The sequence below is a fragment of the Bifidobacterium sp. LH_491 genome, assembly GCF_056356495.1.
This window is the reverse complement of the sequence record NZ_JBKEUI010000001.1, coordinates 1,067,438-1,092,658: the sequence shown is the minus strand read 5'-3', so window position 1 is coordinate 1,092,658 and position 25,221 is coordinate 1,067,438. Positions and strand designations below refer to the sequence as shown.

Annotated in this window: 15 protein-coding genes; 7 read left to right on the top strand and 8 right to left on the bottom strand. The window is 57.5% G+C overall.

Going from position 1 to position 25,221, the window contains the following annotated elements:
- Positions 1 to 22: 22 nt before the first annotated feature.
- The 7 genes from AC1AWK_RS04180 to AC1AWK_RS04150 form a co-directional block, all read right to left on the bottom strand.
- Positions 23 to 1,885 (bottom strand): hypothetical protein, encoded by a 1,863-nt coding sequence (locus AC1AWK_RS04180; RefSeq protein ID WP_476568353.1) that lies wholly within the window; start codon positions 1,883 to 1,885, stop codon positions 23 to 25.
- 12 nt (positions 1,886 to 1,897) lie between these two features.
- A complete protein-coding gene (locus tag AC1AWK_RS04175) occupies positions 1,898 to 3,064 on the bottom strand; it encodes a class C sortase (RefSeq protein ID WP_476568352.1) in 1,167 nt (388 codons plus the stop codon).
- 109 nt (positions 3,065 to 3,173) lie between these two features.
- Complete coding sequence (locus AC1AWK_RS04170; RefSeq protein ID WP_476568351.1) at positions 3,174 to 4,859, bottom strand: isopeptide-forming domain-containing fimbrial protein; 1,686 nt, start codon at positions 4,857 to 4,859, stop codon at positions 3,174 to 3,176.
- Positions 4,860 to 4,994: 135 nt separating this feature from the next.
- The gene (locus AC1AWK_RS04165) at positions 4,995 to 7,136 is read right to left on the bottom strand and encodes an isopeptide-forming domain-containing fimbrial protein (protein WP_476568349.1); all 2,142 of its coding nucleotides are present in this window, start codon (positions 7,134 to 7,136) and stop codon (positions 4,995 to 4,997) included.
- A gap of 106 nt (positions 7,137 to 7,242) precedes the next feature.
- Positions 7,243 to 9,267 carry a SpaA isopeptide-forming pilin-related protein gene (locus tag AC1AWK_RS04160; protein WP_476568347.1) on the bottom strand — a complete coding sequence of 675 codons (2,025 nt, stop codon included), beginning with the start codon at positions 9,265 to 9,267 and terminating at the stop codon, positions 7,243 to 7,245.
- Positions 9,268 to 9,399: 132 nt separating this feature from the next.
- Positions 9,400 to 11,571 carry a SpaA isopeptide-forming pilin-related protein gene (locus AC1AWK_RS04155; RefSeq protein ID WP_476568345.1) on the bottom strand — a complete coding sequence of 724 codons (2,172 nt, stop codon included), beginning with the start codon at positions 11,569 to 11,571 and terminating at the stop codon, positions 9,400 to 9,402.
- A gap of 144 nt (positions 11,572 to 11,715) precedes the next feature.
- Positions 11,716 to 13,392 (bottom strand): SpaA isopeptide-forming pilin-related protein, encoded by a 1,677-nt coding sequence (locus AC1AWK_RS04150; protein WP_476568343.1) that lies wholly within the window; start codon positions 13,390 to 13,392, stop codon positions 11,716 to 11,718.
- Between the two features lie 190 nt (positions 13,393 to 13,582).
- On the opposite strand from AC1AWK_RS04150, the gene AC1AWK_RS04145 reads away from it, so the two are divergent.
- Positions 13,583 to 13,732: a hypothetical protein gene (locus AC1AWK_RS04145; RefSeq protein ID WP_476568342.1), complete on the top strand. Its 150-nt coding sequence runs from the start codon at positions 13,583 to 13,585 to the stop codon at positions 13,730 to 13,732.
- A 219-nt stretch (positions 13,733 to 13,951) separates the two neighbouring features.
- Here the strand turns inward: AC1AWK_RS04145 and AC1AWK_RS04140 are convergent, their stop codons facing one another.
- Entirely contained in the window at positions 13,952 to 14,728 is a 777-nt protein-coding gene (locus AC1AWK_RS04140) for a hypothetical protein (protein WP_476568340.1), read from the bottom strand.
- Between the two features lie 660 nt (positions 14,729 to 15,388).
- Between AC1AWK_RS04140 and uvrA the strand changes: the two genes are divergently transcribed.
- The 6 genes from uvrA (at position 15,389) to AC1AWK_RS04110 (ending at position 25,132) form a co-directional block, all read left to right on the top strand.
- Complete coding sequence (gene uvrA, locus AC1AWK_RS04135; RefSeq protein ID WP_476569607.1) at positions 15,389 to 18,340, top strand: excinuclease ABC subunit UvrA; 2,952 nt, start codon at positions 15,389 to 15,391, stop codon at positions 18,338 to 18,340.
- A gap of 73 nt (positions 18,341 to 18,413) precedes the next feature.
- Complete coding sequence (uvrC, locus tag AC1AWK_RS04130; RefSeq protein WP_476568338.1) at positions 18,414 to 20,678, top strand: excinuclease ABC subunit UvrC; 2,265 nt, start codon at positions 18,414 to 18,416, stop codon at positions 20,676 to 20,678.
- Positions 20,679 to 20,717: 39 nt separating this feature from the next.
- Complete coding sequence (locus tag AC1AWK_RS04125; protein WP_476568336.1) at positions 20,718 to 21,665, top strand: shikimate dehydrogenase family protein; 948 nt, start codon at positions 20,718 to 20,720, stop codon at positions 21,663 to 21,665.
- 20 nt (positions 21,666 to 21,685) lie between these two features.
- Positions 21,686 to 22,645, top strand: coding sequence for an RNase adapter RapZ (rapZ, locus tag AC1AWK_RS04120; RefSeq protein ID WP_476569604.1), 960 nt, complete (start codon positions 21,686 to 21,688; stop codon positions 22,643 to 22,645).
- A 140-nt stretch (positions 22,646 to 22,785) separates the two neighbouring features.
- The gene (gene whiA / locus AC1AWK_RS04115) at positions 22,786 to 23,733 is read left to right on the top strand and encodes a DNA-binding protein WhiA (RefSeq protein ID WP_476568334.1); all 948 of its coding nucleotides are present in this window, start codon (positions 22,786 to 22,788) and stop codon (positions 23,731 to 23,733) included.
- A gap of 193 nt (positions 23,734 to 23,926) precedes the next feature.
- Positions 23,927 to 25,132: a phosphoglycerate kinase gene (locus tag AC1AWK_RS04110; protein ID WP_476568332.1), complete on the top strand. Its 1,206-nt coding sequence runs from the start codon at positions 23,927 to 23,929 to the stop codon at positions 25,130 to 25,132.
- The last annotated feature ends 89 nt before the right edge of the window (positions 25,133 to 25,221 follow it).

The following is a 25,221-nucleotide window of genomic DNA, read 5'->3' as shown; positions in this document are numbered from 1 at the left end:
GCGGAGGGCCGCAGAAGATCCGTCAACGGTCGCTGTGCCGCCGTTTGATGATCGCTCCGAGCGTGAACAGGCAGATGCCCGTGCCGACGATGATCGCGACGGCTGCTCCCGTTCCGGCAGTGCTTCCACTGCCGGCATTGGTTTGTGGGTTTGATGTCCACGTAAGGGCGAATGGTCCGAAACCATCGGCGTCAACGTGGAATCGTATGCCTTGCGGGGTGTTGGTGACAGATACGGTGTTCAGTGGTGCGTCGGCAATGGCCTTATCAAGAATCTCTTCGCCATCAATGCCGTATTCACGGAACATGTTGCCAAAATGCACAAGCGTAAACGTGGTATTGGCGTCGGTTCCTTGGGGATATGGCCAATACACGTCGATGCCCGCAGAGCTCGTTACCCACACATTGCCATCTGCCTGATTGACCAAGTCGAGGTATCGAAAGTCCCAGGAACGTTGCTGTGCGTCGATAATGCCCGCAAGGGCAGTTCCATCCACATATGTTTCCGCACGGGCGCGAACCTTATCCTCATAATTGTACGTAGTATCATTGCCGAGCAGCCGGTCGGAAAGCAGTGCGATATCTACGCGCCCATCCATACCACTGATGGCGTTCGTCGAACCAAGTTCGCCGCGGCCATTGGCGTTGAACGTGGTGCCCGTGGGGGCCACCGCTAGGAAACCTCCCGTACGATCCACCACATCAGCGCCGGCTACCGTATTCGTGCGATGCACGTCATAAACGGTATCGGAATCATCGGATGCCTGTGTGCCGGATGCCAGCTGCGCGAATTCCTGTGAGTCGAGGACTGGCGTGGTGATGGTGCGCTCGCCATTTGCCACATCGTCCGCGCGAGCTACGTATCGTACGGTGAGTATGCCGGGTTGGTAAGTGATGCCAATAGGTTGATTCCTGAAAGAAGCGGTAAGCTTAGTGCTGTCTTTCACATCAATGGCATAAAGACCTCCTTGGGAACTGTCTTGGGCTAGCTCGCCGTTGAGTGCAAGTTCCTCCCATGTGGATGAGGAAAGGTTTCGTCCTTCATATACGAATAGATTCTGCAGTTCGGGAATCAGGACGTTGCCGGCATCTCCAATCGGGTCATCAATGTGGATGGTTTCACCTTGCGCGGTGTGGATGGCAATGGTGGAAACGTCGGCGGTGCCCAGCATGTCTCGCAATACGTCGTTCATGTGCACGCGATAGCGCACGCGAGGGAACGATGATTGCTCGGCGCTAGTGAGGGGATCTCCTGTATAGGAGGACATGTTTTCGGCGGATAGCGTGAGCTGTGCGGCCCATCCGTGTTTGGGTGCGGCGGTGACGTTGCGCGATCCGTCGTCGTTAGGCAGGTCGATGAGTGTCGGACTGGCTTCATAAGCTTGATTGGAGGGGTTGATACCGGTTCTGGCGACGAGGTACAGGCCGTCGGGGAGTCCGGTGAAGGTGGCTGTGCCACCGCTGGTAACGCTGGCGCTTTCGTTGTAGAGGTTGTTGGCGCTGGCGTGCGAAGCGAGGGTGACTGCCATTTGTCGGCGAGCGCCGTCACCGAGCGTCCCCCAGTCGTTGTGGGAGAAGGCTTCGTATCCTGCGGCGGTGCTGTAGGTTCGGTTGCCGTTGGTGTCGATGGTGACGGTGGCGACCAGGGAGAGGGACCATACGTCGCCGGCCATAGACACGATGGTGCCGTTGGCGTCGGTGCTGCGCGCTTCGATGCTGATCGTGCCGCTGCCGTGTGCCGCCATGGCGCAGGGGGTTATGGTCATGGCGCAGATGGCGATGATGGCGGCCGCGCAGCCGAGCGCACGCTTGAGTGACGCGCTACACCTTCGGCGCATGGTTCGCCATGCCGTTGCGCCAATACTGGGCTTACGGTAGCCGTTCATCAGACTCCTCCTTTATATGCGCGTTGCGCGTGCTGAGCTATCGCTAAATCCTTCGTCCTGGCCTGCCTCGTTGGTTTCGACAGCTTTACATATTGAGTCACCTATCGAGTCAGCGGCTTCAGCCGCATCGTTGCCGCGGGGTTGAGCGGCCCCATAGGATTTGCGGGTCTCGTCACCTCTCATCGTTGGTTTGGACGACTTTCTCCGTTGTCTGTGCCACCGTCGACGCTTCGCGTGTCCTGCTGGCGGTGTCTCTTCCATCCCGGCGTCTCGGCGTGCCTGTCGTCTTGCTTGATCCTGTGCTTTGAGTCCGGGAATCTGCCATGGCCATGCCTTGTGGTCGGGACGGCGTTTGCGGCGTTTGAGAATAATGATTGGGATGATGATGGCCAGCACAATAAGCGCGATGATGAGCAGCAGATACTGCAATGGCATGTCGTAGAGTGGATTGCTGATGTCGCTGCGCTTCTTGTCTTTCTCTGTGTATGGTGTGCGTTCGGCGTGGATGAGCAGCCGGTGGGTGTTTACCCCATACGGTGTGCAAGTGATGAGCGTCACTAGGTCTTTGCCGGGTTGGATGGCCAGCGATTTGACGTTGTTGGGCTTGACCACTTCGATGCCATATACCTTGTATGCCAGGGTTTCGCCAAGCACCTTGATATAGAACACGTCACCTTTTTTCATTTTGTCAAGATCGGTGAATAGTTTGGCGGACGGCAGTCCACGATGTCCCGACAAGGCAGCGTGGGTAGATGGGCCGCCTACAGGTAGGCTGGTTCCTGCGAGGTGTCCCACGCCTTGGGCGAGTACGGCGGTGCTGGTGCCGTGGTAGATGGGGAGGGATTCTTTGAGATCGGGGAGCACGATGTAGCCCATCACCCCGTCGCCATGCAGGTTGAGCAGACTGTTGTATTCCTTGTCGCCTTGTGTGCCGCCGAACGCTTCGCTCACGTTGGCGATACCGCCTTTGTCGACGATTTGTTGATTGTATTCGCGGGCGGAGGCGAGCATGCTATCGTATTCGGCTGGTTTCAGCGAGGCTACGGCGTTATTGTAGGACGTGACCACGCGCGAAGCATGGCGCATGACGCTAATGTTGCTAATGGTGGGATATAGCAGAATCAGCAATCCTACGAGAATAATCGCTGCGGGCACTGCTGAACGCCGACGACGTTTCATAGCTCGCCTCCCGTCCGCTTCTGATTCGGAAGTTTGACTGAGTGTTGGTGCCAAAGCTTATTTCATGCGCACTGCGTGTGCTATAAGCCTTAACGCTGGATATTTTGCATTATTTGGTGACTTCCGAAGGTGTGCAATCGACGAACTGCGGCGCAGAGGGGTTGGATTGGCCGCTGGCGTCCGCGGTATGTTCATCGCCGCCATGACGCCTCATGCTCCACCACACGCCAAGCAGAATTAGCGTTATGCCCCCTATGGTGAATATCACCGTGCCCATGCCGCCGGTGCCGGGTAGGTCTCCTTCCTTAACGTTGCCCACCGGCAGCGTTTGGAACTCGTAATAGGTTCCTTTCTTGCCGAGGAATCCCTTCGCGGCGGCCGCGTTAGCCTGCTCGCCATAGGTCATCGGCATGGCGTTGATCACGCTGGTGTCGGCGTCTCGATCCACACCGATAGTGATTTTGATGGGTTCGGTAAGCTGCGAATACCCGTCGGGCGCCACGGTTTCCTTCAACCAATACGTGCCGTCGCTCAGGCCGCCGATAACCAACGCCGCATCTTCTTCGGGCACGGTCAGGTCGACGATATCCTTGGTAACAATCCCGCCGCTGCCCACTTCGATGCTGGACTGCCGGATATAGTAGTTGTCGACAATGGTCATGAAGCGAATCGGCTCCTGCGACGGCCGACCGCCGTCATCGTCATACAGTTGGAACGTCGCGCCCGCCAACGGCTCGCTGGCGTCTGGATCGAAAGCACAGTCACCGCTCTGTGGGCAGGCGACCTTATCCACCTCAAACAAACCGTTGTACCAATGTGCCAAAGAGTCCGCAGTCCCATCTTGATACAGCACGGTTGCCTGGCTACTCGTGGCAGTAAGGGTACTTGCCATCTTACCTGGCAGCATATCCGCCCGGAGCAGTTCGGCGTCGTATTCAATAACAACCGGATCGTACGCCGCATACGCCTTAATGTCCAGGAACGTGTACTCATTGGTTGTGCCGCTAACCGTGCCCAGCTGATAGTCGACACCCTCCTCCAGCGTCTTGCCGCCGATGGTGACGGATGTATCCCCAACCAGTGACCAGCAACCTCTGAGGTTATCGGTAATTTGGAAAGAATACGTGTCGTATCCAGTGGTGTCGGGCACGAAGCTTTCGATGCGCATGTGCGCGGTCTCGCCCGATGCCACCACAGCATGGCTGCGGTCGTTGATGGTCTTGGTGATCGTCGGAGTGACGGTTTTCAGGCCCGCATCCAAATCCTCGCCGTCATGCGGATTGACAATCATCGGACGCACCACCGTGTCATTGTTGGAATCGACCGGAATGATCAGGCTCCAGCTCTGGGGAATCGTGAAATGCGCCACGTACTCATTGGTGCTGGAGCTGGCCACCTTCGTCATCGTGGCCCGCTCGTTGGGCGCCCATCCATACGAACGGGCGAATGTGGCCGCGGCCGTGGCAAGGTCGCGAAGCTCCTTGCTCTCGTCCTGCAGTGTATTGAGATACTGCATGATCACCGTGGTGTCGCTCGAATTGACCGGATCGTACGAGGCGAAGAAGCCGCCCCAATAGTTGCCCAAGGTGTACGTGCTCCCGTCGTACCAGTAGATACGCAAAGCCTCGAGCTCCACGCCTTCGGTGGCCGGATCGTTGGAACGGATGTACACCTCTGAGTCGGGGCCGCCGTCAGTCTGCGCCGCCTGTGCTGAAGCCGCGCTGACGGCACCTATGCCGAGCAGCATGGCTGCAGATGCGATGCCCGCCGCCAGTTTCTTGAATATCGATTTCATTGCAATCACTTCCTTGTAAGTGATGGGATTTGTTTACATGGTTACTTTTGTTTGAATTGCTTATATTGGTCCGTGTGGTTGGACGGTTGGTGGAGAGCCGGCCTTATCGCATGGTGCCCCGCCGACGTTCTGCCTCTACGCCATCGCCGGAGCCGCCGGGTTTTGACGAGTGTCAGCATCATCGCGGCGACGCATGCCATACCACACGCCGAATGCGATCAGTGCGGAGCCGATCAGTGTGAATATCACCGTGCCCATGCCGCCGGTGCCGGGCAGGTCTCCTTCCGGCATATTGCCAATGTCTACGGTGGCCTGTGCATAGCCGCTGTCCGCACCTGGGGTAATGTGCACCTCGCCATACTGTCCGGAAGCGTTGTAATCGATTGATTCAATGTCACCTGTTTCCGTGTACGTAACCGTGTAGGTGAACGTCACGTCTTCCGTGAGCTTGGTATATCCGTCTGGTGCCTTGGTTTCGCGCAGCCAATATGTGCCAGAACCGACTCCGGACAAATAAATCATGCCGTTATCGTCAGTCGTGAGAACATTCGTATGTGGGGTCTGTTCAGGCATCAGTATTTCCGAATAGGGTAGGGCAACATTGCCTACGTTGGGCAGGCTGCCGAGGTAGAATTCCATCGGTGCGGCCTCGGGATTGCTGTCAGGATCGGTGTCAAACACTTGGAATTGCGCCCCGGCGAGCTTATTGCCGTTGCTGCCGTTGACGCATCCTGCGCCGTCGTCGCACGCAAACTTATATAATCCCAAATTCCAGGTGTAGAACACCACCGTCGCCACCGCCGTATCCTGAATCGCGCGAGTCTGGCTTGACCCATAGTGCAGCTGGGCGGTTGTTGGCGCTCCTGTGCTCGACATCTGCATCTTCGAAATGGCGTCGTAGGTAATCACCACATTCACAGCAGTCGTGCCGTTCTCGCTTAATCCAGCCATGTTGGTAATGGCAAGGTCGCCACTTCCGTTCTTATTGAAAGCAGAAACATCGAAGGTGTAATCCGTGTTTTCCGACAGCGACTTGTCGTTGGCGGTGACTTTCACCGTGCCTGGCATAATCTGGTAGGCCGCCAAATCGGAGGATTCTCCGGCAGAAAGCGACACGGTGTATGTGTATCCTGCACTTACGTTGGAAGTGACAGGCATGGAGGCTTCCACGCGAACCGTCTCAGTTTCGCCGTAAGACACATCCGCAGCATGTTTGCCGTTTACTGTCATATCAATCGTAGGTACATCGCTTTTGATGGTGGTTGAGTCGGAGCTATCGGTAATATCCACCACCCAGTAGGAATCGTCGAACCCACGAGTCAATACGTAGCTGCCCCACGGAATCACTCCGTTGGATAGGTCCGAGGAGGTGCCAAGATGTTCGAAAACAGCCTCGTAGCTTCCGCCTGTTTGTTGAGTTACGTGAGCGTTGCCCATGAAGGAATCCATTTGGGTCTCCCCGTCATGGCCCCATTGTTTCAGGAACGAATCCCACGTGGCGCCGCCCTGTTTGGACAATGCGGTTGTACATTCGCTCCATGTGGTGTAGCTGCCACAGTACCCCTTATACATCGACGACTGAGTGTACCAATCCATGGTCGAGCCGTCGGGTGTTTTCGGGTTGATTGGCTGCATATTGGCGTCGTAATACCACAATGCGTGCAGCGAATACACTGCGTCTTCCTGTCCGGCATCAGTAATGACCCGATATGAGGGGATGGTGGTGCCGTAGCCGACACTTGCGGTGTCAAGGTTTACGGTAACCAACTCGTTGAGCGGCACATGGACGAATGCGGGAGTAAATAGGCCTTTGTGCGATGGGGAGGGGAAAATCAAATTGTAGTTTTCAAACGATCCCGACTGGCTGTCTGTGCTGACGTAGGTGCCGCTGCCGTCATCGACGAAAGGCTGCGACCATTGATTACCTGCACCATAGCTACCGCTATAGAGGAGATCGGTCATTTGCTGTGCCCACTGGGCCTTCTGGGAGCTGTCGGCCGATTGCATTTTCTCGTTTATGGTTGGGCCATCCGAGGTGCCGAACACTTCGCTCAGCAGACCGCTTTCCTGTCCTCCGGTAGCGTTCCATCCATTATTGTTCACTAACGGGCTTTTTGAATATACTGCGTCGGAGGTTATCTCCGCATTGGACGTCACCAACCGGATGGTTGTTACGGAATCGGCGGCTTGTGCGGTGGTTACGCCTACTGCGCCCATGCCGAACAGCATGGCCACGGATGCCAGGCCTGCCGTTAGTTTCTTGATTATCGGTTTCATTGCAATCACTTCCTTGTGTTCAAGCATTGCTTTGCGAGAGGTGGTGGCGGGGCGTCGCGCGTATCGCACGGTGCCCCGCCGGGCTCCTGCCGAAGACCCGCTGGCTTTATGCCATCGCTGGGGTTGCCGGGGTCTGGCGGGCGTTCGTGTCGTCGCGGCGGCGCAGGCTGTGCCATACGCCCAACGCGACCAGCGCCGAGCCGATCAATGTGAACATCACCGTGCCCATGCCGCCGGTGCCGGGCAGGTCGCCTTCCTTGACGTTCTGTACGGTCAGCGTGTAATAGCCCTTGGTGAAGCCATCCTGGCTGACCTCGAGCGGCTGGCCGTCGGCGTCCGTCATGCTCACGCCCGAGAACACGCCGGTATCCTCGTCCAGATCGCCCTTGACCACGAGCTTGATGTCCTCGGTCAATTGCGTATAGCCCTCAGGGGCCTTCGTCTCTCGGATCCAATACGTACCCGACACGAGGCTGGGCGCTTGGTACGAGCCTTCATATCCATTCATCGGGGTCCCGGTCTCCTCGTCGGCCGCCGCGCCCGAACCGTCGTCCTCGTATATTGAGAACTCGGCGCCGTCCAACGGAGCGCCGGACTCGTCCACCTTAAGCACGTACATGGCGTAGGAATACACGCTCGCCGTGCTCGCCGCCGACAGGGCCGTTGTCTCGCCGGTCGTGTCCGTGGGATACGACACACGGGCGAGGTTGGCGCCGATACTGATCGGAGCGTAGGCCATTAGGGATGCTTTGTACGTCACGACGAGTTCCTCGCCCGCCGACCAGCCCTTGGCCTTCACGTCCCCGAAATCAATGTCCATGTACGAATTGGAGTACGGATTGCCTCCAGGGCACTCCGTACTCACCGTGAAATCGCGGCCGTTCGCCAACGACCGGCCGCCCAGCGTGGCCGACACCGAACCGGTGTCCGAGGGCAGGACTCCCGTGTCGACGATGCGCAGCGGATACTTCGTGTAGGAACTTGTGTCCGGCACCTTCATCGTGATGGTGAACGTATGGTCTCCCGCACCTTCCGCACCTTCCACGGCCTTCTTGCCGTCCACGCGCTTGTCCAACGTCGGCTCGTCCGTCTTGAGCGACACCGTCACCGAATCGCCCTCCGACGCGTCCATGCGCACGAACCGCGAGCCCACGCCGTTGCCCGAACCATACGGCACCAGCCACACCCAGCCCGGCTTCAGACCGGTCCACGTGGCCGAATATGGGCCCGAGTCCGTTCCGGACAGGGGCTTTGTGAAGGAATCGAGGAACGTGTCGGACAATTGGCCATTTTCTCGTAGGTCCCGGTACGTCAGATCGGACATCACCGTCGGATCGTTGCTCTCCAGCATTGCCGCGAATTCCGGCGCGTTCACAATGAGGCCCCACTGAACCTGGATGCCGTCTACCAGAGCGTCGGTGCCCTCCGACCACGAGAACGACCCGCCCGACTCATCCAGCAAATTGAACGCCGCGAACTTCGCCCCATTCAACCCCGGAGCTGTTGAATCCACCGTCAACGACATCTCAGAGACCGGCTCAGGTTCAGGTTCAGGAGTGGATGGCGCATTCCCCGCAGACTCCATGACCACCGTCGCCAACACTGTACTGTCAGTTGCAGAATAGTTCTGATCCGTCACGACAAATGTAGTGTGCACTTGGTCATATATCCAATACAGGGAATTGGGGCCAACATTCAAAGAGTCGACGAACGTAGCCTCGTATCCAGAACCAGTTGACTGATAATTTGCCGTGGGAGCCTTATCCGCTGTGAAACCATTATCTTCGTAGATTTGGAACATCTCCTCAGACCAGGCGTTACGCTGCGACTCATCGGCATTGCGTACATTAGTCAAAGCCTCCTGTTCCGAGGATGCGCCGTTAACCAATGCGTAAAAATCATTGAGAACCTGCGTGTTCCAAAGACCTATACCTTGTATGAACGAAGAACCGTCACCTGAATCCAACACCATAGGAATCACCGTGACTGTTCCATTGTCGGTCGCGCTTGTAACAGTAATCTTGCCTTTGTATTCGGCGGCCTGGGCGGTGGTCGCGCCCATGGCACCCAGGCCGAACAGCATGGCCAGGGATGCTGCGCCCGCCGCCAGTTTCTTGAATATCGGTTTCATTGCAATCACTTCCTTGTGAATGATGAAGTTTATTTGCATGGTTACTTTTGCTTGAATTGCTTACGTTTCGTGAGGGTGGGCGGTTGGCGGGGCATCGGCCTCATCGCGCGACGCCCCGCCAACCTTCCGCCCCTATGCCATGGCTGGGGTTGCCGGGGTCTGGCGGGCGTCCGTGTCGTCGCGGCGGCGCAGGCTGTGCCATACGCCCAACGCGACCAGCGCCGAGCCGATCAATGTGAACATCACCGTGCCCATGCCGCCGGTGCCGGGCAGGTCGCTTTCCTTGGCGTTGCCGATATCAACGTTGAAGTTGACCATGGAGGATGTGTTACCACCCTGCCAGTTGATGTACAGGTTGCCGTAATCGCCAGTTCCGACGATTTCCGATGGGTCCAGCGTGGGGCTTCCATCTTCGGTATATCCGGTGGGGAACGCCAGCTTGAACGGATTGCTCGGCGTGATATACCCGTCCGGAGCCTTGGTTTCCTTGATCCAGTAAGTGCCGCCGTGCAGGCCAAGCAGGTTGATCATGCCATCGTCTCCGGTGGTAAGCGTGTCCTTGAGTCTTGACTCGTCGACCAGTCCATCGTGCAGAATGGGGAACCAGTATCCTTGCATTTCGTAGAACTTGATCGGCTCGGCCGCCGGGCTTCCGTCGTTGTCCTCATAGATTTGGAAGGATGCTCCGGCCAATTTATCGGTATTGGAGGCTCCCGATGCGCAGGTTCCGTTATCGCACGCAAACTTGTAGATGCCGTAGCCGTACGTATAGAGCAGTGCCGTGGATTGAACGGTGCTCTGCTCGCTGCCGCTTTGCCCGTAGAAGACCTGGGCGTACGTGGATACGGGATCGATTCCGGAGACTGCCGAACGCGCCGTGTAGGTTACCTTGATGTTCAGGTACTTGGTGCCGTTGGAGCTGAGCGAAGACATATCGGTGAAGATGAATTTTTGCATGCCGGTCGTGCTCGTGGATGTGGTGTCCAACGTGTAGTCCTGGTCTTTGGTCAGCGTTTTGCCGTTGGCGGTAACCGTGAGCGTGTCGGCTTGCATGCCATACGCCGGGATGACCATGTCCGAGACTGGAACGCCAACCGTGTCCTCGATGCGGTATCCGTAGCCGGACGGCACGCCATCCTCCATCAGGGGCATCACCGCGTCAATCTGCACCTTAATGTTTTCTGTGTATGAAGCATCGGTGGCCGACTTGCCGTTGATCGTCTTCCTGACCGTGGGCACGTCCGACTTCTCCTCGACCCGCACGCCCGGACCATCCACATCCACCAACAGCGCAGTGGATGCTGCATCGTCGGTCTTGTACACGACATATCGACCGTACGGCAGGCCGGAAAAGCCGCAGTCGCTAGGCAGATTTGCGAATTTCGCCGCATACGTGCCATCGGCCTGCTGTACCATTGTGGCGGTTGTTTGATAAAAAGCCCATGAGGCAGTGCCGTTTTGTGCGGCAAGTCGAGCGAACTCTGTCCAAGCGGTTTCTCCGCCTTGTTGAACTATGTTCAGGCACTGCTGCCAAGTCGATACGCCAGAATCTCTGTCGCAAGCGGGGTAGAAATCTTGCACTCCATCCAATCCTCCGATCTCACCCTTTCTGCCAGGCGTCGTATAACTGCCGTCTGTCATCGTGTAGGCAAGCGGTCGGAGGGTGTATGAGTCGGAGGATGCGGACTGCCTGATTACGGATAGGCTGCCATCTTCTCCGGCAAGCGTATCTGATCCGCCCGTACCGGAGCCTCCGCCTTCTGAGTTTGATGTTAGGGTTACGGTTACTTGACTACTTGTGATGGCATCCACTACCTGCGGAATGAAGGCGTCGGGGGTGTCCTTTGCTGGTACGATGAGTATGCTTGTCGCGACATTCGGTGTAATAGCACTATATGTAAACACGCCACCAGAAATTGTCCCAGCTAATTCCAGTGCACCGTTGTTATTCTCATATATCCACTGCGCAAAACCGGAAGACCATGCGGTTTGTTGCTCGGAATCGGCTGCCATAAATGGATCATGTCCCATTCCCTGCTCCGGGGTGACATACTCCGTTCCCATAACAGGCTTGAGCATCAAATCCGTTGTCGAATCTGCACAAGTCCAACGGGGGTTATAGTCCGAGTGGGTCCAGACATTTTCAACATAAATCTTGGTTCCTTCGAGCTTGCCTCCTGTGCCGTCCTTGATGATGACGTCACCGGCGGCGGCTTGTGCGGTGGTCGCGCCTACGGCTGCCATGCCGAACAGCATGGCTACGGATGCCAGGCCTGCCGCTAGTTTCTTCAATATGGGTTTCATTGCTATCACTTCCTTAATAAGGGTTGTCCCGGCGATGTGGGGGCGACACTGGCTGGCGAATCGCCGCCGCGCCGCCGAGACAACCACGTACCATTGCGTGCCGGTCGGTCGTTGGCAGACGATGTCCGACCGGTTTGTCATTTTCTATGCCATCGCTGGGGTTGCCGGGGTCTGGCGGGCGTTCGTGTCGTCGCGGTGGCGCAGGCTGTGCCATGCACCCAATGCGACCAGCGCGGAGCCGATCAACGTGAACATCACCGTGCCCACGCCACCGGTACCAGGAAGATCGCCTTCCTTGACGTTGCCCACCGGAATGGTTGGATATCCAACAGTCGATCCTAAAAATCCAAATTCTGCTGCAGGAGTGTTTTGGTCGCCGTACGTAACCGAGCCCCCGGTAATCACGCCGGTATCCGCTTCGCGCTCCGCGGTAATAGTGACCTTAATGGGCTCGGTAAGCTTTGCGTAGCCGTCCGGGGCCACTGTCTCTTCCAGCCAGTATGTGCCCTCGCGCAAACCTTGAATCGCAAATGCATCGTTATTATTGAGGACTGTTAAGTCGGTGATATCCCTAATGAATGCACCCTCCATGCTGGACTGACGGTAGTAAGCAAAGACATAGGTGTTGGAAGTGCTATACATGAAGGTAATCGGCTGCTCTGCCGGCCGGCCGTTCTCGTCATCGTACAAGCGGAATGTTGCTCCCGTCAGTGGCGTAGAGGTAAGCGGATCAAAGACGCAATCACCGTTTTCTGGGCAAGTGAACTTATCCACCTCGAATGTGGCACTATGCGCAAATGCTGTGCTCTGTGCAGATTGTTTCGTGGCGTCGGGGTCGGAAGGGTCGCTGCTATACGTTACTTGGGCGAAGGTGTCTATTTCCGTCATGGGGAGAGTCAGCATTTGATTTGCACCCAAAAACTCGCAGTCATATTCAATGATGATGGGATCGTCTGGCGTATAGGTCTTGATGTTGAAAAGATCATACAGATACGCATCGCTTGAATTAAACTGGCTATTGGGCGGATAGAAGCCGTACTCGATACCTTGCTGAAGCATCTGGCCGCCAACGGTAACCGTTACGGTATCCTCGTCAGCCAGCCAATGCGCTTCATCAAGCGTGTCGTTGACCTTGAACGTGTAACTATCCTTGTAGGAAGAGGTATCAGGGACGAAGCTTTCGATGCGCATGCGTCCTGTTTCTCCGTAATTCATAGTGACATGCGTGCGACCATTAATGGTTTTGATGACGGTTGGTTCGACGGTCTTGAGTCCCGCATCCACGTCTTCGCCGTCGTGTGGGTTCACGATCATCGGACGCACTACCGTGTCCTTCGTCTCGTCGACGGGTATGATGATGGTCCAGCTCTGCGGGATCGTCAAATGCGCTATGTACTCGCTGGTTCCGCTTGCGCTTGTGGTCTTGGTCATCCGGGCCGTTTCGTTGGAAGCCCAGCTATGCTGCCGTGCGAAGGTTGCGGCGGCCTTGGCCATATCGCGCAGTTCTTTGCTCTCGTCCTGCAGGGTGTTGAGGTACTGCATGATCGTTGTGGAATCGCTTGAATTGACCGGCTCGTACGAGGCGAAGAACTCACCCCAGCCAGATGCCAGAGAATATCCGCTCGAAGTGCTGTACCAATAGATGCGGAAGGTTTGAAGCTCCACGTTCTCCGCCGCCGGGTCGGACGAACGGATGTATACCTCCGAGTCGGGGACCAGTTCCTCGGCGGCTTGGGCGGTGGTCGCGCCGACGGCGCCCAGGCCGAACAGCATGGCTACGGACGCCAGGACCGCCGCTAGTTTCTTCAATATCGGTTTCATTGCAATCACTTCCTTGTGGATGATGATGTGAAGTTGTCTCGGTTTTGTTTTTCGCTGAATAATGAGGAGGGGCGTGAGCTGGGCGAGGCTAAGCCTGTGTCGTCCAGCTCACGATGTGCCACCTATGTCGGTGGCAAGGTAGGGTCAACGCTGCCGGATCGGTCGCGGTAACGATTGGTGGGGCAGTGGCGTGCCCGTAGTCACTGGTCGTGCCGTGTCGTGTCCGGTAGCGTTGACATCCCTCACTGGCGAAGAGTGGATGACCGGTGAGGGAAGACTGCGTGTGCAAACCACGAGTGCTCCGGCGAATTGGATTCATTTTGCCGATGCTCGTTTGTGATAATGCCCGTTTCACCTATGCCCGAATGGGCGGACGTAGGGGCAGGCGAGCAGGCATGCGGTGATGCTTTGCCGTGGAGGTGTGGTTTGTCGTGCCATGCGGGAAGAAGAATTCCCGTCTGCGTTATACGGTTGTGCGGTGTGTCCTCTGGCGTCCCCGCGCCAGCGTTCTGTCGAAACGGTCACATCGAACGTGACAGAACCAGGATCATCCGCACGGTCATTGACCGCGGTCGCGCGCTCGCAGGCGATGGGCTTGGGCGATCTGTATAGGCCCGTAGGCATGGGTGCGTATGCTCATGCCGCATATAAAGGCCGCTATTGCGGCGCAGTACAGCAAGTACACGAGCGGCCCGCCCGGCATATGGTTGGAAACGTTCGAGTGCTGTGCGTCGGCGTGGGCAATTGCGGTGAGTGTTTGATGACGTAGTGTGGCGTTGGTTGCCGTTGAGGTACGCCTGGGCAAAGTATTACGGTTCGTTGTCATCGACGTGGATGAAGCGTCGGTACCGGTGTCGATGTCGTTGTCATGGTTGCTATACCAATAATCTCGCGCGTATACGTATGTGGCGTCCGTTGTCTGGTCGTTATCGGATGCGTAATAGGTTGCGGAAGTGGGTATGGCTGTGGACAGCGCGTATGTGCCGTCCTCCTGCTGCATGAGGCCAAAAGGTATGGAGCCCGGAGTGTCGCTTCGACGGGCGAGTGACGATAACTGGAAATATCCGTCGTGCCCAATCTGGTATACCGTCTCGTCGGTTTGCGAGAGGAGGGAATGCCGGGCCTGTATGATGTCGATGTCGTGTGTCCATGAAGCTGCCTGGAATACTCCGGCGAAAATGCCGGCTGCCAGGCTTGCCGACGAGGGTCTCATCAGTGTCATGGACTGGGTGGCGGAGTCGATATGAAGTGCTTCGTCCATTTGCTGTACGGCATCGGGGCCGTACGCGCCGGCAACGCTCATGACTACGAGGGCGCTGACGGCCATTGCGGTCATATGCCTGGGGTTGTCCATCGTCGGTCACCTGTCTTCGGGCGGTTCGGTTCGCGTTATGCTTGGTGTCGCTGCGGGGCGACGGGGAAGAGCGCGTGTCTGCGCGATCTTCGTATGGAACGCGGGTATCGTCCGCCACAGGCGATCCCATCGACGAGGCCGGTTGTCGGTCTGCGCCGCGCGGCAATGAACGTGATCCACTCTCTTCTCGACGATCATTATCGCTGCGTTGTTGGTGTGTGATTATCACTACGTCAACAATCGATTGACAAGTGACACTATAGCAGTATTGTGAGTTTTGTCACATATGCAGACGTCGAAATGTGTTGTATTTGTGTTGGGCGCATGCTGTATTGCATACTAAGTTTCCATTGAGCTAAACGGTGTCATTCCAACGATGTGTGTTGGTATTTTTTCTGCCCCCCCCCCCCTAATTGCTTCGGTGTTTTTTCGAATTTGCTGATGTTTGGGCGTGTTGTGTGGAAATGTCGCATTGCGATGTGTGGCAACACACCGTATCGAACAACTGTTCGAATTTTGGTGGAAAATGCGCTATGGTGGATAGGGACGACTGTTTCGGCATCGCAATATTGAGCTACACCGTGGAGGAATGCAGTGAACGCAACACAACTCACATCGTCGGGCACCTGCGAACATCGCATTATGGACAGCGATACGTTCCTGTCCCACGAGCTGGACAAAGCTCCCCTGCTGGAGAATGATGGTGTGGTGCATGCTGACATCAGCGCTATTCCCAATGATCTGAAAATCGTAGTGCAGGGGGCGAGGGAGCATAATCTGCGCAACGTCAACTTGCAGATTCCGCGCAATCGTATGGTGGTGTTCACCGGATTGTCTGGCTCGGGAAAGTCCTCGCTGGCATTTGATACGTTGTTTGCCGAGGGGCAGCGTCGGTATGTGGAGTCTCTGTCGGCGTATGCCCGGCAGTTCTTGGGGCAGATGGACAAGCCGGATGTTGACTTCATCGAGGGGTTGAGCCCTGCGGTGTCGATTGACCAAAAAACTACCAATCGCAACCCTCGGTCTACGGTGGGTACCATTACGGAAATCTATGATTATTTACGATTGCTCTTTGCCCGCGTCGGTGTGCCACATTGCCCTGAGTGCGGGGCGTTGGTGAGTGCGCAGACCCCGCAGATGATGGTTGATGCGTTGCTTGCGCAACCGGAACGCACACGTTTCCAAGTGCTCGCACCGGTGGTGCGTGGACGCAAAGGCACGTTTGAGGACTTGTTGGAGCTGCTGCGTGGCGATGGCTATGCGCGTGCGCTGATTGATGGGCAGATGCACCAGCTCTCTGACGACATCGCGTTGACCAAGCAGAAGAAACACACCATCGAAGTGGTGGTTGATCGTTTGGTAATGAAAGACGGCGTGCGCCAGCGGTTGACGGACTCCATCGAGACCGCGTTGCGACTGTCCGAAGGTTTGGTGGTGATTGATTTCGTCGACAAGCCGCAGAACGATCCCGCACGGCGCATGCCGTTCTCGGAAAAGCGTGCATGCCCGAACGGTCACCAGTTGGAGCTTGATGAAGTCGAGCCGCGCACGTTCTCATTCAATGCGCCCTATGGCGCGTGCCCGGCTTGTACCGGCATCGGCTACAGCTTGGAAATTGACCCGGAACTGGTGGTTCCCGACCCTGACAAAACATTGAACGAAGGGGCTATCGAGCCCTGGAATCTCGCCAAAAGCACTGGTGAATACTACCGGCATTTATTGGAAGCGTTGGGCGAAGACCTAGATTTTGATCTCGATACGCCGTGGCGAAGTCTGCCCGAATCGGTGCGGCATGCCATCATGTACGGGCATGATTACGAAGTGCAGGTATCCTATCGCAATCGCTGGGGGCGGTTGCGTGAGTATTCGACCGGCTTCGAGGGTGTGGTGCGCGCGCTCACCCGACGGTACAAGGAAACCGAATCAGACCAGATGCGCCAATATTATGAGGGCTACATGCGTGAAGTGCCTTGCCAAGTGTGCGACGGCAGGCGTTTGCGCCCCGAAGTGCTGGCGGTGACGGTGGGTGAGGCGTCGATTGCCGACGTGTGTGATATGTCCGCCGAACGTGCGTTGGCCTGGGTGAATGGACTCACCTTGCAAGGTGCATCCGCGCATATCGCGGGCGAGGTGGTCAAAGAAATTCGGGCCAGATTGGGTTTCCTCAATGACGTTGGACTGAACTATCTGACGTTGTCCCGTGCCGCCAAAACACTATCTGGCGGTGAGGCGCAGCGCATTCGCTTGGCCACGCAAATAGGCTCCGGACTGGTCGGTGTGATGTACGTATTGGACGAACCGTCCATCGGTTTGCATCAGCGGGATAATGATCGACTGATCGAAACGCTGCACCATTTACGAGACCTTGGTAATACGCTGATTGTGGTCGAACATGATGAAGATACCATACGCCAGTCGGATTGGCTGGTGGATATTGGGCCGGGGGCTGGCGAACATGGCGGGGAAATCACGTTCTGTGGTCCATCGGCGCATGTGGTGGATGCCACTAAATCGGTGACCGGCGATTATATAGCGGGGCGCCGTCGCATCGAGGTGCCGGGTCGCCGGCGACGCGTGAAGGCGTCGGAACGGTTGCGTGTGGTTGGTGCCCGCGAGCACAATCTCAAGAATCTCAACGTCAGCATTCCTTTGGGGGTTATGACGTGTGTTACGGGAGTGTCGGGGTCTGGAAAGTCCACGCTGATTAATGGAATCCTCTACCCGGTACTGGCGGATAAGCTCAATGGAGCACGCTTGGTGCCCGGCAAGCATGTGCGCGTGGAAGGTGTGGAGCAGTGTGACAAGGTCATCCATGTGGACCAAAACCCTATTGGACGCACCCCACGTTCCAATCCCGCCACCTATACCGGCGTGTGGGACAAAATACGCCAGCTTTTCGCCAAAACTCCCGAAGCGCAGGTGCGAGGATACGGACCGGGGCGCTTCTCCTTCAACGTCAAAGGCGGCCGATGCGAAGCCTGCCACGGCGACGGAACGCTGAAAATCGAAATGAACTTCCTGCCGGACGTCTACGTCGAATGCGAGGAATGCCACGGCAAGCGGTACAACCGCGAAACCTTGGAGGTGTTGTACAACGGCAAATCCGTATCGGACGTGCTGGACATGCCCATCGAAGAGGCGGCGCAATTCTTCAAGGCATACCCGTCCATCGCCAGATACCTAGACACGTTGGTGCAGGTTGGTTTGGGCTACATTCGACTGGGGCAACCCGCTCCCACGCTATCTGGCGGCGAATCGCAGCGAGTGAAACTCGCCACCGAACTGCAGCGGCGCTCAACCGGCAAAACCGTGTACATTCTCGACGAGCCGACCACAGGTTTGCATTTCGAGGATGTGCGCAAACTACTGGTGGTGCTGCAAGGTTTGGTAGACAAGGGCAACACGGTCATAGTGATCGAGCATAACCTGGATGTGGTCAAATGCGCCGATTGGATTATTGATTTGGGGCCGGAAGGCGGCGATGGCGGCGGTACCATCGTGGCCGAAGGCACGCCGGAGCGTGTGGCCGAGTGCGAGGCGTCGTGGACGGGCCGGTTCCTCGCACCCATACTGGAACACAAGGCGAGGCGATAGACGGTATAGCGTCGGCGGTGCGGTACCAATACTCGCTTGTGGCGGCTTGTTGGTACGGCAGCGCAGTGAAACGATGGAGAGGGGAGCGGTGAAGGCGATGGACGAGCATGATGGGGCTAACGTCGAACTCGACCAGGCGGAGCGGCGCGTCATTCGCTTGGGGCTGACGCCGTTGGGCGATTCGCGTGACGCGTTTCGCCCGCGTCCCTGTGATATTCCCGCTCTGCCGGGCGTGTACAAGTGGCGTGATGCCCAGGATCGCGTGATCTATGTCGGCAAGGCGAAAAACCTGCGCAATCGTTTGGGCAACTACTTCCAGCCATTGCATCAATTGCATCCACGCACGCAAACCATGGTGCTTACCGCCCGCGGCCTCGAATGGACGGTCGTGGGCACCGAATTGGAAGCCCTCACATTGGAATACACGTGGATCAAGGAATTCGATCCACGCTTCAACGTGGTGTTCCGTGACGACAAAACCTATCCATACCTAGCGGTGTCGGCAGGGGAGGAATACCCCCGCGTGTGGATTACACGCAGTCGCAAACGGCGTGATACGCGCTATTTTGGCCCGTATGCGAAGGTATGGGATCTGCGGCATAGCTTCGACCGACTGCTGCGTACCTTCCCTGTGCGCACCTGTTCGACCGCCGCGTTCCGCAAGGCGCAGGTCACCGGGAGACCCTGCCTGCTGGCATCCATCGGCAAATGCTCCGCCCCCTGCGTGGGGCGCATCAGCGTCGAGGACCATCGCCGCCAGTGCGAACGTATGGTGGGGATTCTTACCGGGCGTATCGGCAAGTCGTATATTGCGCAGCTCGCCAAAGAGATGAAACAGGCCAGTGACGAGCTGGATTTCGAACGTGCGGCGCGATTGCGCGACGATATCGCCATGCTTCGCAGCGTTGTGGAACAGAATGCTGTGGCGTTGGACGACGAAGTGGACGCCGATATTTTCGGCATGGCTTGCGATGATCTGGAAGCTTCGGTACACGCCTTCTTCGTGCGTTCGGGCACGATTCGCGGCGAACGTAACTGGAGCGTTGAGCGTGTCGAAGACGTGGATGACGCCGACCTAATCGCCGACCTGCTCACCCAGGTGTACATGGAGGCGGATGGTGGAGACGAACACAACGCGGCCGTGGCGATTAGCGAAGAGCGTGACGCCTTCGGTACCACCCAAAACGTCACCGCCGTGGACGCGCAGGCACGTGCCCAAGCCACGCGCATGCGTCGCACACGGCAAAGCCAAACCGGAAGGGCGGATCTGCTCGCACCCATTGCGCCCATCCCACGGGAAATCATCGTGTCTGTGGCGCCAAGCCGCCGCGAAGAGATGGAAGCCTGGTTGAGCGAGCGCCGAGGAGGAGCCGTCAGCATTCGTGTGCCCAGTAGAGGAGATAAGCGCACGCTGATGGAACGGGCAAACGCGAACGCGCAGCAAGCTTTGCAGCGCAGCAAAATGAGTCGCATCAGCGATATGGGTGCACGGACGCAAGCCATGAACGATGTGGCCGATGCCTTGGGGTTGCCGCAAGCCCCCTTGCGCATCGAATGCTACGACATTTCCAACACCGTGGCCGGCGCTTATCAGGTCGCGTCGATGGTGGTGTTTGAGGATGCGGTTGCCAAGCCGTCGCAATATCGCCGTTTTGCCATTCGCGGTACCGACGGCACGGGGGCGGTGGATGATCTTACTGCCTTGTATGAAACGTTGACCCGTCGTTTCCGCCATGGCAACATCGCCGGAGACAGTGGCGAAAGCATGGAACAAGGACGTGCCGAACGCCGTCATTTCGCCTACACGCCGAATTTGGTGGTGGTCGATGGTGGCAAGCCGCAGGCCATGATCGCCGCCAAAGCCTTGCGGGATTGCGGCGTGGATGACGTTGCCGTATGCGGATTGGCGAAACGTTTGGAAGAAGTCTGGCTGCCGGACGACGATTATCCCATCATTATGAAGCGGCGATCAGAAGGCCTGTATTTGTTGCAGCGCGTGCGCGACGAATCCCACCGATTCGCCATTACCTATCATCGTCAGACGCGTCGCAAGGGGGCTTTGCGTTCGGCATTGGACAACATTCCTGGCATCGGGCCCACGTATCAAAAGCGGCTGTTGAAGCACTTCGGCTCGGTGAAGGCCATGCGTGAAGCCAGCGTCGAGGAGCTGCGGCAAGTCGAGGGCATCGGGCAAGCCAAAGCCGAAACCATGTATCAGGCTTTGCATGAGCGTGACGGCGAGGAGCATGACAAGGCTGCGGACAATGTTTCTGTAGACGATATCGCTGCGGGTGACGTGTCGGTGGATGGCAATCAACCATCCCACGCTGCCGCATGATGATATGCATGGGTTGGCTTGTTGCGTGTGGCGGTTAGCATGGAACAAACGGCAAAGGAGGTGACCATGGGTCGAGTACGGCATCGGTGCGCGGTGTTAGGCTCGCCGATCGCGCATTCCTTGTCGCCGATGCTGCATCAGGCGGCATATCGTTCGCTGGGGTTGGACGATTGGGATTACGGACGCTATGACGTCACCGAAAATGTTCTGCCTGCATGGCTGAGGTCACGTGATGTCACGTGGCGTGGAATAAGCCTGACCATGCCGTTGAAAATGGCGGTGATGCCATATGGCATGCCTTGCGACATATGGTCCGAGCGCTTGCGTGTGGCCAATACCGCGGTATGGGATTGCTTTTGTGACGACGACCGCGGCGACGTTGGGCGCGACGTCATCCATTCCGATCAGTCCGCCAACTCGACGCTACGGCTTTATAACACCGACGTATACGGCATAGCGCAGGCTTTCGCAGAAACAGGGGCGGTGCGCGTCGAAGACGGCGCTCGCGCATTGATTATCGGCAACGGCAATACGGCTGCGTCCGCCATGGCCGCATGTGTGTCAATGGGGATGCGTGACGTGGTGTTGGCGGCGCGCCGTCCGCAGGCCCACGCGCAGTGGGAATCGGTATTTCCTGAGTTGCGGGTGACACGCATCGGCTGGGATGCCGTGGCTGCGGCTACCCGTGAGGCGAGCTTGGTGATAAGCACGGTTCCCGCGCATGCCGCTGATGACATTGCCGAACTGATGGTCCCGGCCCGCGCCGGTGTGCCGTTGCTGGATGTGGTGTACGACCCGCATCCCTCGAAGCTGCTTGCGGCATGGCGCGCGCGGGGCGGCGTCGGCATCGGTGGCGAGCGTATGTTGCTCCACCAGGCCATTGCCCAGGTGGAATTGATGGTGGACATCCCATCTTTGGGGTTGTCCGATGATAATAACCGCGCATGGCGCATGGCCATGAACAATGCTGTGGAGGAGGCATGGTAATGCAGCAGCAGTATGATGCAATGGCATCGCAGTCGTCCGAGTCGCATCACGTCCCGGTCCACGCCGCAGCTCCCGGTTCAGACGTCGAGGTGTTGCTCATCACGGGCATGAGCGGTGCGGGACGTTCCCGCGCGGCCGACAGCGTTGAGGATATGGGTTGGTATGTGGTTGACAATCTGCCGCCGAAGCTGTTGGTGCCGTTGGTGGATATGATGACCACGTCGTCGTCCAAGATTCATCGTTTGGCGGCGGTGATTGATGTTCGTTCCCGCTCGTATTTCGATGATTTGTCGGCGGTGTTGAGTCATTTGGATGATTTGGGCGTCAAAACGCGCATTCTGTTCTTGGATGCCAGTGACCATGTGCTGGTCAAACGTTACGAGTCGGTGCGTCGTCCGCATCCGTTGCAAACCGGCGGCCGTCTGATCGATGGTATTGCAGCCGAGCGTGCGCTTTTGGGGCATCTTAAGGAGCGTGCGGATATTGTCATCGATACTTCGATGCTGAGCATCCATCAGTTGAGTACCAAGTTGTACGAGGGATTGTTGGGGGCTGGCTCTTCCACGGTGTCGGTGCATATTTTCAGTTTCGGCTTCAAATATGGCATGCCTATTGATGCGGATTTCGTGGCCGATGTGCGTTTTCTGCCTAATCCGTTCTGGGTGCCGCAGTTGCGCGAACAAACCGGGCTTGACAAGCCGGTGAGCGATTATGTGCTGTCCAGCGATGGGGCGAGGGAGTTCTTGGATGCGTATGAGCGTGCCATTGCTGTGGCCGTCGAGGGATACGCTAAGGAGGACAAGCATTTTGTCACCATTGCCGTGGGGTGTACGGGCGGTCAGCATCGTTCGGTGGCCATGAGCGAGGCATTGGCGCAACGTTTACGTGACCGAGGCTTGTCGGTGACGGTGTCAGCGCGTGAATTGCCGCGCCGACATGATGTGCACGCGGCTGCCGTGTCTCCATCGTCCGTATCGTGATACAACCATGTCTGTTATATAAGAAAATAACGGTGCAATGTCCAACTCGTTCGGTATCACAGTAAGCCGATGCCGATGCCGTGCGTAGTTGGCGCATATCACAGTTTTGACGACAAACACCAGCATTAGGAGGTTGGCTCTTGGCTCTTCTGGATGATGTCAAAAGCGAACTCGCCGCAATCGAAAATGAGCTTCCCGCCGCACAGAAGGCGCAGGCCACTGCCATGATTCGTTTTGGCGGCGGATTGCGGCTGGTACAGCGACAAATCATTGTGCAGGCGCAATTTGATTCGTTGGAAGTGGCGCAGTGGTTGAAGGACACCATCAAGAACCTCTATGGTCACGATGCGAATCTCAGCCAGGTGGCGCGTCAGACACCCAACGGCATGGTGCAACGCTATCTCGTGCACGTTGAACGTGGCGGTGCCGCGCTGGCTCTGCAAACTGGTCTGCTGGATCGTCGCAAGCACTTGGTGTTGGGGCTTCCTGCCGACATCATCGGCGGTAATATAGCGCAGGTCAAGGCCGCATGGCGTGGAGCCTTCCTGGCTCACGGCGGCTTGTCCGATCCTGGCAAGGCCAGTTATTTGGAAATCGTCTGCCCGACCAATGAGGCCGCTCTGGCATTGGCCGGCGCCGCCCGACGCCTGGGCATCAGCGCTAAGCCGCGTCAGTTGCGTAGCTCCGAGCGCGTTACTTTGAAAGACCCCGATGCCATTGAGCGCATGCTTAACCTGATGGGCGCTCCGCGCAGTGCCCGCGAATGGACCGGCAAGCGCTCGGACGGGGAGGCCCGTGGCAAGGCAAACCGTTTGGCGAACTTCGACGATGCCAATATGCGCCGCAGTGCCAAGGCGGCGGCCGAAGCCAGCGTCAAGGTACGTAAGGCTTTCGAGATTTTGGGCGATGATATCCCGGACAATTTAAAGGCTGCCGGCCAGTTGCGTGTCGACCATGCCGACGCCAGCTTGGAAGAGCTGGGACGTTTGGCCGATCCGCCGATCACCAAGGATGCCATTGCCGGGCGTATCCGTCGATTGCTGCAGTTGGCGGACAAGGTCGCCAAGACGCAAGGAACTCAAGACTAAACGCTGCGTATGCGCAGCTATGGGCGGGAGGGTCGTTTCATACGGTCTGACCGCCCTTTTCGTATGTGGTTCGCCGACACTGTTGGCGGGGTGTTTTGTTCGTTGATCCTTGTATGATCGCGATGTAACGTGATTGACGTCACACCACTGTGCGTGGGCGCGAAAGCGTGCCCGCGCTGGGGAAAGGAAAACCATGAAGACTCTCAAGGATCTTGGCGATCTTAAGGGTAAGCGCGTGTTGGTTCGCGCCGATTTCAATGTTCCGCTCGACGGCACCACCATCACCGATGACGGTCGTATCAAGGCTGCTTTGCCGACGATCACGGCGCTGCGTGAGGCTGGTGCGAAGGTGATTCTTATGGCGCACCTGGGCCGTCCGAAGGGACAGGTTGTTTCCGAGCTGTCGCTGGCTCCTGTCGCAGCCCGCTTGGGTGAGCTGCTGGGCATTGAGGTCCCGCTGGCCGAGGATACCTACGGCGAGGATGCGCAGGCCAAGGTTGCCGCCATGGCTGATGGTGACGTCGTGCTGTTGCAGAACGTGCGTTTCAACCCGGAGGAAACCAGCAAGGATGCCGCCGAGCGTGCTGCGTATGCCAAGAAGATCGCCGCGCTGGGCGATGTGTTCGTGTCCGACGGTTTCGGTGTGGTGCATCGCGCTCAGGGTTCGAACTACGACGTGGCGACCGATCTGCCGTCTGCCGCTGGCTTGCTGGTCGAGAAGGAAGTCACCGCGCTGTCCAAGGCTACGGTGAACGCCGAGCGTCCGTTGACCGTGGTGCTGGGCGGTTCCAAGGTGTCCGATAAGCTCGGTGTGATTGAGAACCTGCTGGATAAGGCCGATCGTCTAGTCATCGGCGGCGGTATGGTGTTCACGTTCCTCAAGGCTCAGGGCTATGAGGTCGGCACCTCGCTGCTCGAAGAGGATCAGCTGGAGAAGGTCAAGGGCTATATCGAGACCGCCAAGGCCAATGGCGTTGAGCTGGTGCTGCCCACCGATATTGTGGTGAATGCTGGCTTCCCGGCCGGCGATACGCCGATCGAACCGGAAGTGGTGGCCGCCGATGCCATGCCTTCTGACAAGATGGGTCTGGATATCGGCCCCGAATCGCAGAAGCTGTTCCACGACAAGATCGTCGATTCCAAGACCGTCGTGTGGAATGGTCCGATGGGTGTGTTCGAGGTCGCGCAGTTCGCCGACGGTACTCGCGCCGTGGCACAGGGCTTGGTTGACGCTACTGCGGCTGGTGCCTTCACCATCGTGGGCGGCGGCGATTCGGCGTCTGCCGTGCGTAACCTGGGCTTCCCGGAGGATGGCTTCTCGCACATCTCCACGGGCGGCGGCGCTTCCTTGGAGTTCCTTGAAGGCAAGGAGCTGCCGGGCTTGACCGTGCTTGCCTAAGTGTAGAACTATGTGGGCGGGGCGGATGCGCCATCGGGTGCGCGTCCGCCCCGCTTCGCCAATAACGGGGTGTGTATGACGGGACGGAA

Excerpts from the sequence above, each read along its gene's own strand:
- AC1AWK_RS04180 (WP_476568353.1), bottom strand. The coding sequence starts at position 1,885 with ATGAACGGCTACCGTAAGCCCAGTATTGGCGCAACGGCATGGCGAACC.
- AC1AWK_RS04175 (WP_476568352.1), bottom strand. The coding sequence starts at position 3,064 with ATGAAACGTCGTCGGCGTTCAGCAGTGCCCGCAGCGATTATTCTCGTA.
- AC1AWK_RS04170 (WP_476568351.1), bottom strand. The coding sequence starts at position 4,859 with ATGAAATCGATATTCAAGAAACTGGCGGCGGGCATCGCATCTGCAGCC.
- AC1AWK_RS04165 (WP_476568349.1), bottom strand. The coding sequence starts at position 7,136 with ATGAAACCGATAATCAAGAAACTAACGGCAGGCCTGGCATCCGTGGCC.
- AC1AWK_RS04160 (WP_476568347.1), bottom strand. The coding sequence starts at position 9,267 with ATGAAACCGATATTCAAGAAACTGGCGGCGGGCGCAGCATCCCTGGCC.
- AC1AWK_RS04155 (WP_476568345.1), bottom strand. The coding sequence starts at position 11,571 with ATGAAACCCATATTGAAGAAACTAGCGGCAGGCCTGGCATCCGTAGCC.
- AC1AWK_RS04150 (WP_476568343.1), bottom strand. The coding sequence starts at position 13,392 with ATGAAACCGATATTGAAGAAACTAGCGGCGGTCCTGGCGTCCGTAGCC.
- AC1AWK_RS04140 (WP_476568340.1), bottom strand. The coding sequence starts at position 14,728 with ATGACCGCAATGGCCGTCAGCGCCCTCGTAGTCATGAGCGTTGCCGGC.
- uvrA (WP_476569607.1), top strand. The coding sequence starts at position 15,389 with ATGGACAGCGATACGTTCCTGTCCCACGAGCTGGACAAAGCTCCCCTG.
- uvrC (WP_476568338.1), top strand. The coding sequence starts at position 18,414 with ATGGAGAGGGGAGCGGTGAAGGCGATGGACGAGCATGATGGGGCTAAC.
- AC1AWK_RS04125 (WP_476568336.1), top strand. The coding sequence starts at position 20,718 with ATGGAACAAACGGCAAAGGAGGTGACCATGGGTCGAGTACGGCATCGG.
- rapZ (WP_476569604.1), top strand. The coding sequence starts at position 21,686 with ATGGCATCGCAGTCGTCCGAGTCGCATCACGTCCCGGTCCACGCCGCA.
- AC1AWK_RS04110 (WP_476568332.1), top strand. The coding sequence starts at position 23,927 with ATGAAGACTCTCAAGGATCTTGGCGATCTTAAGGGTAAGCGCGTGTTG.